The sequence below is a fragment of the Pseudomonas sp. MT92 genome (assembly GCF_058792515.1).
Genome location: NZ_JBXAFA010000007.1, coordinates 161,249 through 179,330 on the forward strand (window position 1 = coordinate 161,249; position 18,082 = coordinate 179,330).

Sequence of the window (18,082 nt, forward strand, 5' to 3'; positions counted from 1 at the left end):
GATCAGAGAAGCTTAGAGCCGCTTTGAATGAGGAATTTGGGGCGGGATCTGGCTGATTCATTGGTATATAGGGCCTCATCGCTGGCAAGCCAGCTCCCACAGGTTTTGTGAACACTTCAGAACCCTGTCGGAGCTGGCTTGCCAGCGATGGCGATTTACCAGGCACCAGAGAACATCAATGCAGGCGCTTACGACACATCAACTGCGTCATTTTCGCCGTATCCGGGCGCTCGACGATGCCTTTTTCGGTGACGATGGCGTCGATCAAGTCAGCCGGTGTGACATCGAACACCGGATTGAATGCATCGACATCCGCCCCGACCCGTTTGCCACCGACTTCCAGCAACTCGCGACCATCACGCTCTTCAATCGGAATGTCGTCGCCACTGGCCAGGCTCATGTCGATGGTCGAACTCGGCGCCACCACCATAAATCGTACACCGTGGTGCATGGCGTTGACCGCCAGCTGATAAGTGCCGATCTTGTTCGCCACGTCGCCATTGGCGGTGATCCGGTCCGCGCCGACGATCACCCAGGTAATACCCTTGGTTTTCATGATGTGCGCAGCAGCGGAATCGGCATTGAGAGTGACGGGGATGCCTTCGTTGGCCAACTCCCACGCCGTTAATCGCGAACCCTGCAACCATGGGCGCGTTTCATCGGCGTAAACGCGCTCGACCATGCCTTCGATGAACGCCCCGCGAATCACACCCAACGCGGTACCGAAGCCGCCGGTGGCCAGCGCGCCGGTATTGCAATGGGTCAGGATGGCCTGAGCGTTGCCCTGATGCTTGCGGATCAGGTCCACACCCAGTTGCGCCATGGTGAGGTTGGCTTCGCGATCACTTTCGTGGATTGCGATGGCCTCGGCCTCCAGGACAGAGAGCGGATCGGCGTGATTCTTCAGCCGATCGAGCCGTTCCTGCATGCGACCCAGCGCCCAGAACAGATTGACAGCGGTCGGCCGGGAATCGGCGAGCAGAGCAAAATCCTCCGCCAGCGCCGCCTGCCAGTCCCCGCCCTCGGCAAACCGCGCGCGAGCCGCCAGCACAACACCATAAGCGGCACTGATACCGATCGCCGGCGCACCGCGCACCACCATCGAGCGAATGGCCTCGGCCACGCCAGCCGCGCTGGTGTAGGCGATCCAGGTCTCCTCGAACGGCAAAATACGCTGATCCAGCAGATACAGGGCGCCATCACGCCAATCGATGGCCTTCACTTTCTCCGCAGCCAACAGTCGATCGCGCATCCCTCACCCCGCACTCATGAACAAAAGCCGCCGATTATAGCGATCCCCCCGCGAAGACGCTCGGGTATACTTCGCCATCCTTTACAAAAGCACTGGAACCGACCCTCGATGCCGAACACTGCCGCTGCGCTCGACCTGTTATTACTGCCGACCTGGCTGGTACCCGTCGAACCCGCTGGCGTTGTCCTCAAGGACCATGCCCTGGGCATCCGCGACGGACGCATTGTCTTCATCGGCCCACGTTCCGCCGCCCTGAAGCTTAATGCAAGCGAAGTGCGAGAACTGCCGGACATCTTGCTCAGTCCCGGCCTGATCAATGCTCACGGACATGCGGCGATGACCCTGTTCCGCGGCCTGGCCGATGACCTGCCGCTCATGACCTGGCTGGAAAACCACATCTGGCCAGCCGAAGCCAAATGGGTCGACGAGGAGTTTGTCCGCGACGGCACGGACCTGGCCATCGCCGAGCAGATCAAAGGTGGCATCACCTGCTTCTCTGACATGTATTTCTTCCCGAAGGTTGCCACCGAGCGCGTGCATAAGAGCGGCATTCGCGCACAGATCGCGATCCCGATTCTCGATTTCCCCATTCCCGGCGCCAGCACGGCGGACGAAGCCATTCGTCAGGGCATCGAGTTGTTCGGCGACCTCAAGCACCATGACCGCATCAAAGTCACCTTCGGCCCCCATGCCCCCTATACCGTGGGCGACGAAAACCTGGAAAAAATCCGCGTGATCGCCGAAGAACTCGACGCTTCGATCCACATGCACGTGCATGAAACCGCGTTCGAGGTGCAGCAGTCGATCGAGCAGCGCGGAGAACGTCCGCTGGCTCGCCTCGCGCGACTGGGCCTGCTCGGGCCGCGCTTCCAGGCCGTTCACATGACCCAGATCAGCGAGGAAGACCTGGCCCTGCTGGTAGAAAGCAACACCAGCGTGATTCATTGCCCGGAGTCGAACCTGAAGCTGGCCAGCGGTTTCTGCCCGGTGGAACGCCTGTGGCAGGCTGGCGTGAATGTCGCGGTCGGCACCGACGGCTCGGCCAGCAATAACGATCTGGACCTGCTCGGTGAAACCCGCACCGCCGCCCTGCTGGCCAAGGCGGTCGCCGGCTCGGCCACCGCGCTGGATGCCCATCGCGCCCTGCGCATGGCCACACTCAATGGTGCACGCGCCCTGGGGATCGAAGCCGAGGTCGGCTCACTGGAACTCGGCAAAGCCGCGGACATGGTGGCATTCGACCTCTCCGGGCTGGCCCAACAACCAGTCTATGACCCTGTTTCGCAGCTTATCTATGCAACCGGCCGGGACAACGTGAAACACCTTTGGGTCGCCGGCCAGCAACTGCTGGACGACCGGCGCCTGACCCGCCTGGATGAACAACAGTTGATCGCTACCGCCAAGGCCTGGGGCCAGCGCATCAGCGGTCGCAATGAATCGTAAGCCCCCCGGAACGAAAACCGGGGCAACAGGATTTTTCAAGTTTTAGAGGACTTAAACCATGAGCAACGTCGACTACACCGAAATCGCCAAATTCGAAGCCCTGGCGCACCGCTGGTGGGATCGTGAAAGCGAATTCAAACCCCTGCACGACATCAACCCGCTGCGAGTCAACTGGATTGACGAACGCGTCAACCTGGCCGGCAAGAAAGTCCTCGATGTCGGCTGCGGCGGTGGCATTCTCAGCGAAGCCATGGCCCAGCGCGGCGCTACGGTGATGGGCATCGACATGGGCGAAGCGCCGCTGGCGGTCGCGCAGTTGCATCAACTGGAGTCCGGCGTGAACGTCGAATACCGGCAGATCACCGCCGAAGCCCTGGCCGAGGAAATGCCGGAGCAATTCGACGTAGTCACCTGCCTGGAGATGCTCGAACACGTGCCGGACCCCTCCTCGGTCATCCGCGCCTGCTTCCGCATGGTCAAACCCGGCGGCCAGGTGTTCTTCTCCACCATCAACCGCAACCCGAAGGCCTACCTGTTCGCCATTGTCGGCGCCGAATACATCATGAAGCTGCTGCCGCGCGGCACCCACGACTTCAAGAAATTCATCCGCCCTTCCGAGCTTGGCGCCTGGAGCCGCATGGCTGGCCTGACGGTCAAGGACATCATCGGCCTGACCTACAACCCGCTGACCAAGCACTACAAACTGGCAGCCGACGTTGACGTCAACTACATGATCCAGACCCTGCGCGAGGAGTAAGCCGATGCGTATCAGAGCAGTTCTATTCGACATGGACGGCACCCTGCTCGACACCGCGCCGGACTTCATTGCGATCTGTCAGGCGATGCGTGCCGATCGCGGCTTGCCGCCGATCAACGACAAACATATTCGCGATGAGATTTCCGGTGGCGCCAAGGCGATGGTCGCCGTGACCTTCTCCATGGACCCTGAGTCCCCAGGCTTCGAAGAGCTGCGCCTGGAATTCCTTGAGCGCTACCTCGTGGGTTGTGCCGTGCACAGCAAGCTATTCGACGGCATGGGCGAACTGCTGGCCGACATCGAGAGCGCCAACCTGATCTGGGGCGTGGTCACCAACAAGCCACTGCGTTTCGCCGAACCGATCATGCAGCAGCTCGGGCTGGCCGAGCGTTCGGCCCTGCTGATCTGTCCGGACCACGTGAAGAACAGCAAACCGGACCCCGAGCCACTGATCCTCGCCTGCAAGATGCTCGACCTTCACCCGGCCAGCGTCTTGTTCGTCGGCGATGATTTGCGCGATATCGAATCGGGTCGCGATGCGGGTACCAGGACGGCAGCGGTGACTTTCGGCTACATCCACCCGGACGATAACCCGCGGCACTGGGGCGCAGACGTGGTGGTCGATCATCCGCTGGAATTGCGCAAGGTGCTCGATAGCGCCCTTTGTAGCTGCTGACCAAAGATGCCTTGGTGGTGAGGAAGCTTGCTCCCTCGCCACAGGTTCGGTCTCCGCTTCTTGTTGAATTTGCTGTGAGGTTTTTATGTTCGATTATTCCGCTCGCCCTGATTTGCTCAAGGACCGGGTCATCCTGGTCACCGGCGCCGGTCGCGGCATAGGCGCCGCCGCCGCGAAAGCCTATGCAGCCCATGGCGCTACCGTACTGTTACTGGGCAAGACCGAAGCCAATCTGACTCAGGTCTACGACGAAATCGAAGCGGCCGGCCATCCGCAACCCGCGGTGATCCCGTTCAATCTGGAAACCGCCCTGCCCCATCAATACGATGAGCTGGCGGCGATGATCGAAAGCGAATTCGGCCACCTCGATGGCCTGCTGCACAACGCGTCAATCATCGGCCCACGCACGCCGATCGAACAACTGTCCGGCGAAAACTTCATGCGGGTCATGCAAGTCAACGTCAACGCCATGTTCATGCTGACCAGCACACTGTTGCCACTGCTCAAGCTGTCCCGGGACGCCTCGGTGGTATTCACCTCCAGCAGCGTCGGCCGCAAGGGCCGTGCGTACTGGGGCGCTTACGGTGTCTCGAAGTTCGCCACCGAAGGCCTGATGCAAACCCTGGCCGATGAAGTCGACACCGTGGCCCCCGTACGCTCCAACAGCATCAACCCGGGTGCTACGCGTACCAGCATGCGCGCCCAGGCGTATCCCGGGGAAAATCCGCTGAACAACCCGACGCCGGAAGAGATCATGCCGGTCTATCTGTACCTGATGGGGCCGGACAGCACAGGTATCAACGGCCAGGCATTCAACGCCCAGTAATACCGTGCGTCGCTTTTGTGCCGCGCCGACTTCCCGTCGCGGCACTCAAGGTTCAGTGGTTTTTCAGTCAAACAAATGCCGCACAAGTGCCCTCCACCATTTCAGCTACCGCTAACATGCTGATTTCGAAATATTTTTATTTAATTGAACGCTCTGGCATGACTTTCGCTCTACCTTTGTTCAAACAGGCAGTGAGAAAGCAGGCAAGCGGGGCTTAACTCGACGGGTTACAAAACCGCGATAAAGCAGATTAGACTTGTAAGAGATGTCCTACGGGACTGACGGACCAGTATGACGCGCAGCCCAAAGCCGCTCTCACCCAGCTTGTAAGACAGCCTTACTGCTCAGGGGCGCACACCATATGAAATCACCTTCCCAGTCCAACGCAATTGACTTCGATAGCGCCAAATTGCAACGCCTGGGTTTTGGTCAGCAGCAAACCACCCTGGAAAGACCTCCCAGTCTGGCGCAACTGCGCCAGCAACTGAGCCTGCAACTGCAAACCAGTCTTGAGCCACAACGCATTCTCGGACTGTTTTTCCGCGAAATTCAGCGACTCGTTCCACTCGATTCCTTGAGCTACCAGCACAATAGCAGCGACTTGCGCCTGGAGTTCGGCCAACGCGGTCATCACTCCATCAGTTACAACCTCAGTCATGAAGGCGAACACCTGGGTGAACTGGTGTTTCGCCGCAATCAGCGCTTCACCGAGCCAGAACAGGGCAACCTCGAATCGCTGCTGGCCTCGCTGCTTTATCCGATGCGCAACGCCTTGCTTTACCGTGCCGCCACCCGGAGCGCATTGCGCGATCCACTGACCGACACCGGCAACCGTATCGCCATGGACCAGACGCTGCAGCGGGAAATCGAACTGTCACGGCGCCATCTGCAACCGCTGTCGCTATTGATGCTGGACATCGATCACTTCAAGCAGATCAACGACACCCACGGGCACAGTGCCGGCGATGACGTGCTCAAGGCCGTTTCCGCGTCGATCAAGGGCCAGTTGCGTAACGTAGACATGGTGTTTCGCTATGGCGGGGAAGAGTTCCTGATCCTGCTGTCGAACACCGCCCGGGAAGCAGCGGCCATGGTTGGCGAACGACTGCGGTTGGCGGCGCAAACCGAGGACTTCCTGGCTGATGGCCGTCTGGTCGGGCTGACTGTCAGCATCGGTTGCTCGACCCTGTTGCCAGGCGAGTCTGTGGAGAGCCTGTTGCGCAGGGCCGACAATGCGCTTTATGTGGCCAAGCGCGAAGGGCGTAACCGTTTGACGATGGCGGGCTGAGATTTCAGCAACGCTACATAATCAATGTGGGAGCGAGCCTGCTCGCGATAGTGGAGTGCCAGTCAACATCAATGTTGATTGATAAACCGCTTTCGCGAGCAGGCTCGCTCCCACAGTCTTATTGCATGTTACTCGGATCAGCTCTCGGCCAGCGCCAATCGCTCACGGGCTACCGGCGTTCTTTCCGCGTGCTCCAGCTGCATGCAGCGTTCCAGGAACAGAAACATGTAGTCGTAGCTCTTGCACACAGCCTGGCGCAATTCCGTCTGCAGGGATTTGCTCGGATTCATGCCTGCCAGTGTGCAGATGATTTCCAGCGCTTCCCATGGATGAGCATCGTCGTACTGAGCATGCATCTTCAGCCACTTCATCGCCCGCTTGCGCTCCTCCTCGGGAAACGACGCCGCATAGACGCCATTGGAACAGACCAGCGCCGACCACTCCCCGGTTGCGCCTTCAATGGCATAGTTGGTGGCCGCAATGGCCACGATCAGCGAGTCCGAGGAACTGGTGTGCCAGCACCAATGGCTCAAGGCGTGAAGTTCAGGGGCTACCTGTTGAGCCTGCAGATCTTCAAGAGTGACGCCGTGAGCACGGCTCCAGTTCACCCAGTAATCGGCGTGGTTCAATTCGACGCGAATGTTGCGCATCAACCAGCGACGCGCCATGTCCTCGCCTGGGTGGCGGGCAAAACGGGTCTTGGTCAGGTTTTGTGCCATGTATAACGCGAACTGTTCAACCACCGGCCAGCCACCTATCAGGTACTGGCGCATAGTCTTGGCACTGAGCGTGTTGTCACGCATGCGCTGATACAGTTCGTGTTCGACGACCCGGCGCTTGCTCTCGCTGCAGTCCTGGACCAATCGTTGAGCCCAGGCGGGATAACTTGCAGCTTCCATGAGTGGTCCGGTTCGGTTGAATGTGTCGATCACTGTCGAGCTCCTTTTGATTGTGATTGTTGGGATCAGCAAGAGATTTCAACGGAACGTGCCAGGCGCCCTGAACAACAAAGGCTGAGGCCTGGCGGGACGACTTTGCAAACTATCGCAGGTAAACAGTTGCGGGCGCTCAATGAGATACCCTTGAGCGTAATCCACCCCGATCTCCAGCAATGCCTGCTCGATCTGAGGCGTCTCGACAAACTCGGCAATCGTACGCTTACCCATGACATGACCGATATGATTGATCACCTCGACCATGGCGCGGTTAATCGGGTCGTCCAGCATATCCTTTACGAAACTCCCGTCGATCTTCAGGAAGTCTACAGGCAAATGTTTCAAGTAAGCGAATGAGGACATACCGGCGCAAAAATCGTCCAGCGAAAAATGGCAGCCTAAGCCTTTGAGTTCATTAATGAATCTGATCGCGCTGCCCAAATTTGAAATGGCACTGGTTTCAGTAATTTCAAAACAAATCATTTCAGCCGGTATTGAATAAGTAACGAACTGTTCACGCAGGAAGTCCAGAAAAGCCTCATCTCCGATGGTAGTGCCTGACAGATTGATCGCACACATGGCCAAAGGCCCCTGACGCTGTTCGGCACGACATTGGGCAATGATCTTGAATACGTTTTGCACGACCCAGCGATCAATCAAGCTCATCAGGCCATAACGCTCGGCCGCCGGAATAAAGCTGTCCGGCAGGATCATGCGCCCGGCTTCGTCATGCAGACGCAGCAGAATCTCAATGTGTCCGCTGCCCGCTTCAGTACGGCCGAGCGGCGCGATTTCCTGGGCATACAGGCAGAAGCGATCTTCTTCCAGGGCCATGTGCAAGCGTTGCACCCAAGCCATTTCGCCGAAACGCAGGGACAGTTCCGAATCATCCGGATGATAGAGCTGAACCCGGTTACGACCTTTTTCCTTGGCCATGTAGCAGGCCATGTCGGCAGCGCGCAACGAAGCCTCAAGTGTGGCCGGATGTTGCGCGACATGCACCAGCCCGATACTGACGGTGGTCACGAAAGGTCGACCTTTCCAGACAAAGTGCAGATTCTGTACAGTCTGGCGCAGGCTCTCGGCAATAATTTCCGCCGCCTCCAACCCACAATTCTCCAGCAGGATGCCGAACTCGTCGCCGCCCAGACGAGCGAGGGTATCGCCTTCGCGCAATCCCGATTGCAACAGCGCGCAGATATGCCGCAGTAATTCATCTCCCGCCGCATGGCCGCAGGTATCGTTGACCAACTTGAATTGATCCAGATCGAGAAACATCAGGGCGTGACGCCCCGTCTGCCGCGCCAGCGTGTGTAGCGCCTGCTCCAGGCGATACTCGAACTCGCGACGGTTGGCGAGCCCGGTCAATGCGTCATGGGTAGCCTGCCAGGACAGATTGGCAATGTATTGCCGCTCCTGGGTCATGTCGTGCAGCACCAGTACGGCGCCGCTGACGTTGCCGGCATTGCGGATCGGCGCGCCAACCAGCGTGACCGACACCGTGCTGCCATCGAGGCGTTGAATCAATTTGGAATGTTCACTGCCACCGCTGAGCTGGCCGCTCAGAATTCGCTCGATCAACGTGAATCCGTCGGTGTGGGCATTCTCGTCCAGCAGATTGAACAGCGCCGCCAGCGGCAAACCCGTCGCCTGCTCGGCCTTCCAGTGGGTCAACGTCTCGGCCGCGGGGTTCATGTAGGCAATTGCGCCGTCGACATCCGTGGTAATCACCGCGTCGCCAATCGATTGCAGGGTGATCTGCGCCCGGTCTTTCTCGAGTTGCAGGGCATCGGCGAAGGCATGACGTTGTTTGAGCAACTTGTGGGTGCGCATCAAGGCCAGCGCAATCAGGCCAAGGGCGGTGGCGAGGTTGGTCACCAGTAACAGCCGGAGAATGACCCGAGACCCCTCTCCCAATGCGTCACTGAAAGCTTTCGCTGCCGGAGTCACTTCAACATTGATTGCAAATACCTGCGCCTTCCAGTTCTTGATGTCGGCCTCTGAGGCCGGGCCAGCGGCAATGTGCCGGTGCATGTCCTGTGCAACATCATCAAGCTTGACCAGATACGAATCACCCACCGTCCAGAGGTCGATAGCCTTCTCGAGGTAGCTGAAATGGCGGAAATTGAGGTACAGCCAGATCAGACTGGGAACGTCATCCGGGTGGTTGCCACCCTTGAGAATCGCCAGGCGCGCCGCTTCGATATTCGGCGGTTGATGATCCAGCGCGACCCGCAACTCGTGACCGCCCTGAGGCACGGCCATCGCGTCCTGGTATTTGCGGAAAATCGACTCGTCACGACTGTCCGCGTAGAGATTGAGGTAGTAGATGGCGTCTTTTTGGCCTTTGGACCACAAGCTTTCACCGGCGACATAGCCGCGAACCGCCGACAGCACATATAGGCTAACGCCACCCAATAGGGCTTGAAACACCACTACGGCGATAAATGGCCATACGATGCCCAACAACCGTGGCGTTCCGAGTGTCCGCGTTTGATTCATGAGGTCCCTTGCGTTAGCACTGCTTGATCGTCTTCCGGACGTAATCGCTACAGCTAGACTAGGGGGCGATCCAGCTTCCGGCAAGCCAGACACGGTACAACATGCACTACATATGTACCGCATCCGCAGTGAACAAAACTTTGAGACTGGCGACTCTCATCCATTTAAGAGTCGCTTTCCCATGCAAACTGCAACTGCTGCGCCCACCCCGGCTCAACGGCATGCCGGCCAACAGGCCGAGTACGAGACAATACTGAGCGCGTTACAAGCCGTCAGGACGAGAGCCTCCGACCTGCATGGATTCTACCTGTCCCCCTCTGCGGACTCGCCCTTGACACTTGAGTACGAGCGCACGAAAACGCTTTTGCGCGCCCTCTTCGAAGACACCAGTGACAATGCTTTGTCTGTGCATCTTCGCCCCCTTAAAGGACTTTTGACGGAAGTAAACGGTATCGCCGATCAGTGTGTGTTTTCGACGAGCCGCAATGATGGCACCGTCGCTACCTACACAATCAAGGATGTCACAAGCTCCGCCAGTCGGATTCGAGCCTTCCAGGCAGCGCTTGTGGGCATAGGTGGATACATACGCACCGACAGGGTCTTGCCCCTGCCGCAGGTCTTGAAGTATTACGGCCTCGCCTTGCCTGCTGAACAAAACACGGACTCCCTGACCCGACTGATTGAAGAGGTGGAGGAGAAACGCGCCATTCACCGATTGAATCTGGAACAGGGACTGCAAATCAGTGAACTGATAGAACAGCACCAGCACATCTTGCTGCTCAATGTCGTCAGCGAACTCGTCACAAATGAAGCCAGCTCCGTCATCGACATCCTGGCCAGGGAAGTCACACCACCGATGACACCACAACAACTGGCCACCCAACCCACCGCCTGCCTTGGGCGCTTGCTCGACACTCCAAAGGCACGTGACCTGGCCCAACGCCTGCTGGAAACACTCAATTGGTACGGCAGCGGTTCCGATGAAAAAACAGTGCCGGATATCGGCGCAAAACTGCTGCTGGAGGCGTTGCGACTCTGGTACTTCCAAACGCTCACCGATGCGTCACACAGCATTGCCGGCTATCAATTGCAACAACGCCTCAACTACGGCAAAAGCTACGCCGATATCCGCAAGCACTTCCGGCAACACCTGGAGGACTCGCTTTATACGACCACGCCGACGGAAACAGCGCTGCTGGGCAGGCTCTGTCAAGCCAGGTTTCCAGTCGAATTCCAGGTGCGCGACATTCCCCCCGACCTGCCCTATGCCAGCTCTGTCGTCTGGGTCAATTTCGTTCACGGCGCCCATCTCGCTCATGCACTGGACCCGACCCTGCTGCAACGACTGACCTTCCAGCAAATCACCGATCTACCGTTAAAAAAAAGCCAGAACGCCAGTGAAGCCCTGCTCCAGTTAATCGCCCTGACGCGTGTTCCAGCGGCGCTGACCTGCGCGCAAGCGATCGATGCAGTGGAACCGAGCGCGCAAACTGGCGATGTTCAGGAAAGCAGACTGAAAGCCTTGCAAGCGCTGGAAGACCACCAGGTGCAGTTGAACGAGGCAATTGTCCAACTCGATATCTCCGCTCCAAAACGGCTGAAGCTGGCGGAACAACAGCTGAAACTGGCATTCGCCACCGGCGTTAGCCCGGACCCGCTGAGCATCCGCGTGATGCGCCACCTCTATCGGTCGGGCAAGCGCGTTGAGCGCAACATCGTGGATACCCCCGAGCTGCCGCAGAAAATCTGGCCCTTGCGGGACGTGTACGCCTCAGGCGGCTTGAACGCTGATGGCAAGTGGTACATCACTGACGACGGCAAGACCGCGAGGGTTTGGATCAGACTGTCCACGGACCGCACGTTTGAATCGGGCCCGGTTGATTCCGATGCTCGCTCTGTCACTTTACTTCCACGCAACCGAACCCTGCCTGATATTGCCGTTCTATTCGACGAGCAATTCAAAAGCTACCTCGCCAAATCAAAAGCAGCTTACGAAGTGCTGATCAAAGGCCTGCTGGTCACATTGCCGTGGGCCGATCGCAAGGCGCTGGAACATGGTGAAGTCAGGGTACTGAGCCTCAGGGATGAAACCGGGCGCAATGTCGATGAAGAAACGGCGGCACACACCCTGCCGCTCAGGGCACGCATGGGGTTTGTGTTGCAAGTCACTTACGAAAAAGCCGTGCGCTTCTACGAGTGCTTGCCCCGTGCCGGCGTCATAAGACCGCGCACCGATGTGACAACCGGCCATGTGGGTGGCGTCCGTGGTATTTATTCCGTCGACCGCCTCTATGCCCTATACACCACCATACGCAAACACCGCTTGCCATTCGACCAAGATGCCCATGCAACCGGCACGCCGCCGAAACCAGGAGCCACCTGCCTCGCGATTCTCGACCCACTCGGCGACGCCCTCCCCCCTTCTCGCACTCCGTCGGCACATCACGACATTTCTTCCAACCTCACGCTGACATCCCCTCGCACGCAGCAAATCGCGTCCTTCATTGCGACACACCTGCTTTACCTGGATGAAAAGGAGGTGCGCCGCGAGGCTTGGGGAGTTACCCCATACGAACGCCATCTCGAGGAAAAACACTGGCTTCACAGCGTCAAGGGATTCCTGCCATTCTGGGGGAGCATCGAAGACCTTCAATCGGACAAGTTCGGTGATCGCGTTCTCGGCGCAATCGGCCTGGTGCTCGATATCGTGTCCTTTGCAGTTCCCTTGGGTAAGTTCGCCGCAGGCAGCATCAGGCTGGCCACCCGTGCTGCCGGATTGGGGATTCGCTCGAAATTGCCGCGAATGGTGAAGCTGTCCGGCAAACTGTTGACTTCGAGCCTGAAGAACCTCAACCCCCTGGACGGTTCAGTGGATCTGCTGCGGCTCGTTGGCAGGGGCGTAAAAGGCGCCGGACGTGCAGTCGTCTTCCTGGAAAGACGGGCAGTGTTCCAACTAAAAAAACTCGCCGGCAAGGCCGATAGCTACGACTTGGTCAGCAGCCTGCCTCAGGCCACCGAACCGGGACGCTGGAAACCGCTGATGGATGCCGACGAGCTGGGTATTGTCAAAGGCATCGAAGATGTACCGGTTCGAAAGATCGACGGCCACCACTACCTGGTTGACCCGCTGTCCACCCGCCCCTATGGACCTCGACTCACTCCACGGAACCATGAACTTTCACTCGGTCGCTCAAGCTACGACACCGTGAAGAAAACCGACGAGCTGGTTTTCTTTGAACTCCCGGAACAGGCACACGTTCGCTACCAGTTCGACATCGATGGGCGCACGACAGTCTTCATCGACGACGTCCCGTACCGTCTGGACGGCGAAGAACTGCGCCGCGTCGAGATGATCGATGACAGCAGCGCATTAACGTCAGTCCCCTGCCGGCCACGCCGCGCGCCAAACAACGGCAGCGAATGCCTCAATAGTTTTGTGACAGGGACACCCGCCCCGACACCGGAAGTCGGCTCGTTCGACGAAACCAAAGGTTACGCGCCCTGGTTTGGCGACCGGGTGTCCGAAGCGGTTAGCCGACCCGGTCATGACGGCCAGTTTGTAACCCATGAGGGCAATCTTTATCAGATCATCGACAACATCCCGACGCTGTACAAAGGTGACATCACCACACTTGGCTTTACCAAGAAGTGGCTGGTGCCTCGCCACGAGATGCCGGCCACCCTGATGTTCCGCAAAGGTATTTATGGCCGTATCGAGGTCAAGGGGGTTTACGAGGGCGCCGATGACCCGCACCGGATCGGGGCCATTCTGGTGCCGTCCAAAGATGAATCGAGTACTTATGTCTTCAGCCGAATCAATACCGACAAGTATTACTTTGCGACAGTGCCCAAAGGGCAAAGCCTGAGCGAGCCGCTGACATTGAAACGCTTGTTGAAGGCTGACATGGCTGAAGGCACCTTGGGTGCGGAACTGCTAACGGTGTACACCGGGTCATTGAGCGCCAACAACATCGCACGCATGCACAGTAAAGAAGCCCTTGAGCTCGCGATGAAAACCATGGACGAAATCGCCATTCCGATCGGAACGGCCCCTGACCCTGCGGGCAACATGAAATTCCTGAAGGTCGACACCAGTCCCGGAGAAGCACTGATGTTCGATCATTCAACCCGAATGATCGTCACTCGACTGCCCGAAGGCGCCACGACATGGAGCAGGAGCAAGGACGCTCCGGAAGACTTGCGTCAGAGCACCGCCAGTATCTTCGATACGCTGTTCATGTCGCCGACGATCGACGCCAGCAAGGCCAACAGCGCACTAAGGATCAACCAGACCATGCAGAAGCTGCACCAGTTGACCCCCAAGCGCCAACGCTCCTTCAATCCGAGAAACATTGCCTACGCCGAGGTCATGACCAGCAGCGGGCAACGGGAAATCTACGTCAGCGTTTCCGGCGCCCAGCAAGCGACCGGGCACTTGCCGCTGTTCAAACAGAATTTTGGAGCGGATTCGGTTCGGGTCGGCGAATCAACCTACTTCAATATCGACATGAATCAGAGCTTTCCCTACACCTCTCTCGATGTGACCGCTGAAGGCAAGTTGCTGGCCGTGCCGACGACCATCAAGGACATCGGCACCTACAAGCCAGTGCAGTCGAAAAAACCGACGTCACTGGACAGCGAAAGCAAGTTGATCCACGTGATTCGGGAGAAATACCCCGACCCCAAGGCGATCAAGTCCGTCAATATCGCCACGACGATGCCCCCGTGCGAATCGTGCTCGATTGTGATGAAAAATTTCGGTTATGACGGCGGGGAAAACGCGCTCCAGGTGCTGTGGAGTTAACCTACAACCGCTGCAAATGCCCATATAGCTTGGCATACAGGCCACCATCAGCGATTAACTGCTGATGGTCGCCATCCTCGGCGATTTTCCCGCCGTCGAACACCAGCACCCTGTCGGCTTGTTTCACCGCCGACAGCCGGTGGGCGATGATCAGCGTGGTGCGGTTACTCAGGAACCGTGCCATCGCCTGATGCAGGTTGTATTCGGTGGCAGCATCCAGCGCTGAAGTGGCCTCGTCGAGGATCACCACTTTCGGCTCGGCCAACACCATCCGCGCGATCGCCAGGCGTTGCCGCTGGCCACCGGACAAACGCACGCCGGAGCGCCCGACGATGCTGTCCAGGCCATTGGGCAAGTCACGAATCGTGGCGTGCAACTGCGCGATTTCCAGCGCATGCCAGCAAGCCTCGTCACTGCGTTCACGGCCCATGGTCAGGTTGGCGCGCACGGTGTCGTTGAACAGCGCCGGGTGTTGCAGGACCACGGCGACATTCTCCCGGACAGTCTCCAGACCGATCTCTTGCTGAGTCGAACCGCCGAAACGAATGGTGCCGGCCAGTGGTGTGTACAAGCCCAGCAGCAGTTGCACCAGGGTGCTCTTGCCACCCCCGCTGGCGCCGACGATCGCAACTTTCTCGCCGGGGGCGATGGAGAGGTTCATCTGGTTCAGCACCAGTTCGTCGCCGTAGCCAAAACTCAAGCCCTGAACCTCGATGCCCACCGTCTCGCGGCCGTTGAACGGATCGACCCCTTTCGGGTACTCCGGCTCATCGGCGCGGGACAGCAGTTCGTTGATTCGCGACAGGGCACCGCCCGCAGCGTAATAGGCGTATTGCAGGTTCAGCAGTTGTTCAACCGGCCCGATCATGAACCACAGGTAGCTGAACACCGCGAGCATCTGGCCGATGGACAGGTCGGAAAACAGCACCGTCAGCATTGCCGCGGCGCGAAAAATATCGATGCCGAACTGGAACAGCAAGCCGCTGGCCCGGTTTGAGGCATCGGTTTTCCACTGGGAGCTCACCGCGTAATCACGGACTTCCCTGGCCCGCAGCCCCAGGCGACCGAGGAAAAAACCCTGACGGTTGCCAGCACGCACTTCCTGGATCGCATCGAGGGTTTCGGTCAGCGCCTGGGTGAAGCGCGAAGTGCTGTCGTTCTCGAGCTTTTTCAGGTGCTTGACCCGCTTGCCCAACTGCACCGTGGCGTAGATCACCAACGGGTTGAACAACAGAATCAGCAGCGCCAGTTTCCAGTGCATCCACATCAGAATGCCCGCGGTCCCCACCAGCGTCAGCAAGGCCACGAGGAAACGACTGAGGGTTTCTCCGACGAACTTGTCCAGGGTGTCCAGGTCAGTGACCAGGTGCGTGGTCACCGTGCCGCTGCCCAGGCTTTCGTATTCCCCCAGCGAAATACGCTTGAGTCGCTCGATCAGCCGGATGCGAATGCGGTAGACAATGTCCTTGGCCAGCGCCGCGAACAACCGCGCCTGCACCACGTTGAACAGTAAGGCAGCACAGCGCAGCGTCAGGGTCACCAGCAGCATCAGGCCGATGTAACCCGCAGCCTTCTGCCAGGCATCCGGCAGCGCGTGGTTCATGATTTTCAGCGCAGCGTCACCATGCCCCAGCAACACTTCGTCCACCAGCAATGGCAAGAGCAAGGGGATGGGCACACTGCAAAGCGTCGCCAGCACGGCCACGCCGTTGGCGATCCACAAGGACTTTTTGTGATGAAGCGCCAGACGACGAATTTCCGCCCAGCTCAACCGATCGACACGTTTTACCGTCGCGCTATCGTCGGGCAGATCATGCACAGGCTGCGCGCTCCAGCCAGCGGCCGAGCAGCGGGGAAAGAACACTGAGCGGCTGGTAACCATTGGTCAGCAGCGCCAATTGACCATTTCGCTCAGCCAGCAAGGTCGGGAAACCGGCAATGCCCAGGTCCTGGACCCACGTGAAATCGGCAGCCGTAGCGGCGTGCATATCGGCACGGTCGAAAGCGGCGGCGAACTCGATGCGCGGCAGGCCGGCACGCTCCGCCAGCTCAACCAGAACGCTGGCGTGGGTGACATCGCGACCTTCGGCATAAAACGCCTGCTGAATCAGGCCGAGCAGTTTCCACGCACAATCCGGCGCCAGGCTGCGCGCCGTCACCAGCGCCCGACAGGCGGGCTCGGTGTCGTAGACGAATCCATCCGGCAAGGCCCCTTCCCGTTTGAACGGCTGGCCGGTGGCCTCGGTGACCGCCTGCCAATGCTCGAGGATGTAACGCCGCGTGGTCGGTTCAAGCGCCGCGCCACTGCCGGTACGCAAACCGCCCACCACCAGGTGCACGTCCACTCCTGCTGCCTGCGCCTGCTCGACCAGCGCGTTGGCCACCGGGGCAAAGCCCCAGCACCAGGAACACATCGGGTCCATCAAGTAGAGCAGGCGACATGCAGACATGATTCAAGCCTCGGAGGTGATTTGCTTGTAGTTGTAGCCGATCGGGTGAGGCATGTTGCGAGCCTTGGCCAGCTCGATCTGCTTTTGCCGATCGATGGCGCTGCGACGGGTTTTCTCGCTCAGTTTGTCCCAGCAATGCGGGCAACTGATACCGGCCACGTAATGTTCGGATGCACGGTCTTCGACGCTGACCGGCGTACGACAGGCGTGGCACTGATCGTAGTCGCCTTCGCTCAGATCGTGGCGAACGGTCACGCGGTTGTCGAACACGAAGCAGTCGCCCTGCCATTTGGTTTCTTCCTGCGGCACCTCTTCGAGGTACTTCAGGATGCCGCCCTTGAGGTGATAGACCTCATCGAAGCCTTCGCTGAGCATATAGCTCGAGGCCTTTTCGCAACGAATGCCGCCGGTGCAGAACATCGCGACCTTCTTGTGCACGGCCGGGTCGAAGTTAGCTTTGATGTAGTCGGGAAATTCGCGAAAACTGGTGGTTTTCGGGTCGATCGCGCCTTCAAAGGTACCGATCGACACTTCATAGTCGTTTCGGGTATCGATCAATAACACTTCCGGATCGCTGATCAGCGCGTTCCAATCCTGCGGATCAACGTAAGTGCCGACCTTTTTGTTCGGGTCCACGCCTTCCACGCCGAGGGTGACGATTTCTTTCTTGAGTTTGACCTTGGTGCGGTAGAACGGCTGCTCGTCGCAATACGACTCTTTATGGTCGATGTCGTCCATGCGCGGGTCGTTCTTGAGCCAGGCCATGAGCCCGTCGATGCCTTCGCGGCTGCCGGATACGGTGCCGTTGATGCCTTCATTGGCGATCAGCAGGGTGCCTTTGATGCCGTTGTCGACCATCGCCTTGAGCAGGGGCTCGCGCAGGTCGACGTAATTTTCCAGGGTGACGAACTTATACAGTGCCGCCACGACAATCTTTTGTGTCATGGGTGATTCTCCAGGTGGCTACCCTCGTAAGGGGTGAACCGGATACGAAAAAAAACGCGCCGGGTGAGCGGCGCGTTGCATATTCTAACAAAAACCGTGTGATTTAGGACGGCGAGATGACGTTGTGGGGGGGGGGGGGGGTTCCCCCCCCCCACAAACCACCCCCACACCCCCCTCCCACCCCTACCCCCCCCGAACCAGCGC

12 protein-coding genes are annotated in these 18,082 nt (G+C 58.8%); 6 read left to right on the forward strand and 6 right to left on the reverse strand.

The window, feature by feature from the left end; genetic code table 11:
* Window positions 1-175: 175 nt before the first annotated feature.
* Window positions 176-1,252, reverse strand: coding sequence for an S-methyl-5-thioribose-1-phosphate isomerase (gene mtnA / locus AC1Q6D_RS15185; protein WP_047527088.1), 1,077 nt, complete (start codon window positions 1,250-1,252; stop codon window positions 176-178).
* A 108-nt stretch (window positions 1,253-1,360) separates the two neighbouring features.
* Between mtnA and AC1Q6D_RS15190 the strand changes: the two genes are divergently transcribed.
* The 5 genes from AC1Q6D_RS15190 to AC1Q6D_RS15210 all read left to right on the forward strand — a co-directional run bounded on the left by AC1Q6D_RS15190 (window position 1,361) and on the right by AC1Q6D_RS15210 (window position 6,242).
* Window positions 1,361-2,695, forward strand: a complete 1,335-nt coding sequence (locus AC1Q6D_RS15190; protein ID WP_103405721.1) for a TRZ/ATZ family hydrolase — start codon at window positions 1,361-1,363, stop codon at window positions 2,693-2,695.
* A gap of 58 nt (window positions 2,696-2,753) precedes the next feature.
* Window positions 2,754-3,452 (forward strand): bifunctional 2-polyprenyl-6-hydroxyphenol methylase/3-demethylubiquinol 3-O-methyltransferase UbiG, encoded by a 699-nt coding sequence (gene ubiG / locus AC1Q6D_RS15195; protein WP_103405722.1) that lies wholly within the window; start codon window positions 2,754-2,756, stop codon window positions 3,450-3,452.
* Between the two features lie 4 nt (window positions 3,453-3,456).
* Window positions 3,457-4,128 carry an N-acetylmuramic acid 6-phosphate phosphatase MupP gene (gene mupP, locus AC1Q6D_RS15200; protein WP_090467988.1) on the forward strand — a complete coding sequence of 224 codons (672 nt, stop codon included), beginning with the start codon at window positions 3,457-3,459 and terminating at the stop codon, window positions 4,126-4,128.
* Window positions 4,129-4,213: 85 nt separating this feature from the next.
* A complete protein-coding gene (locus AC1Q6D_RS15205; protein WP_047527085.1) occupies window positions 4,214-4,954 on the forward strand; it encodes a YciK family oxidoreductase in 741 nt (246 codons plus the stop codon).
* A 361-nt stretch (window positions 4,955-5,315) separates the two neighbouring features.
* Window positions 5,316-6,242, forward strand: a complete 927-nt coding sequence (locus AC1Q6D_RS15210; RefSeq protein ID WP_103405723.1) for a GGDEF domain-containing protein — start codon at window positions 5,316-5,318, stop codon at window positions 6,240-6,242.
* Between the two features lie 137 nt (window positions 6,243-6,379).
* Here the strand turns inward: AC1Q6D_RS15210 and AC1Q6D_RS15215 are convergent, their stop codons facing one another.
* Both AC1Q6D_RS15215 and AC1Q6D_RS15220 read right to left on the reverse strand, forming a co-directional pair.
* Window positions 6,380-7,141, reverse strand: a complete 762-nt coding sequence (locus AC1Q6D_RS15215; protein ID WP_219739221.1) for an iron-containing redox enzyme family protein — start codon at window positions 7,139-7,141, stop codon at window positions 6,380-6,382.
* A 78-nt stretch (window positions 7,142-7,219) separates the two neighbouring features.
* Complete coding sequence (locus tag AC1Q6D_RS15220) at window positions 7,220-9,679, reverse strand: EAL domain-containing protein (protein ID WP_103405724.1); 2,460 nt, start codon at window positions 9,677-9,679, stop codon at window positions 7,220-7,222.
* Between the two features lie 181 nt (window positions 9,680-9,860).
* Here AC1Q6D_RS15220 and AC1Q6D_RS15225 point away from each other — a divergent pair, with 181 nt between their 5' ends.
* Window positions 9,861-14,483 carry a deaminase domain-containing protein gene (locus AC1Q6D_RS15225; protein WP_256590350.1) on the forward strand — a complete coding sequence of 1,541 codons (4,623 nt, stop codon included), beginning with the start codon at window positions 9,861-9,863 and terminating at the stop codon, window positions 14,481-14,483.
* 1 nt (window position 14,484) lies between these two features.
* On the opposite strand, the gene AC1Q6D_RS15230 is transcribed toward AC1Q6D_RS15225, so the two are convergent.
* The 3 genes from AC1Q6D_RS15230 to trhO are packed head-to-tail and all read right to left on the reverse strand — an operon-like array spanning window position 14,485 to window position 17,878.
* A complete protein-coding gene (locus AC1Q6D_RS15230) occupies window positions 14,485-16,302 on the reverse strand; it encodes an ABC transporter ATP-binding protein (protein ID WP_047527080.1) in 1,818 nt (605 codons plus the stop codon).
* Window positions 16,295-16,897 carry a DsbA family protein gene (locus AC1Q6D_RS15235; RefSeq protein WP_178083148.1) on the reverse strand — a complete coding sequence of 201 codons (603 nt, stop codon included), beginning with the start codon at window positions 16,895-16,897 and terminating at the stop codon, window positions 16,295-16,297. The genes AC1Q6D_RS15230 and AC1Q6D_RS15235 overlap by 8 nt, the downstream gene beginning before the upstream one ends.
* A 39-nt stretch (window positions 16,898-16,936) precedes the next feature.
* A complete protein-coding gene (trhO, locus tag AC1Q6D_RS15240; protein ID WP_103405726.1) occupies window positions 16,937-17,878 on the reverse strand; it encodes an oxygen-dependent tRNA uridine(34) hydroxylase TrhO in 942 nt (313 codons plus the stop codon).
* Window positions 17,879-18,082: the final 204 nt, after the last annotated feature.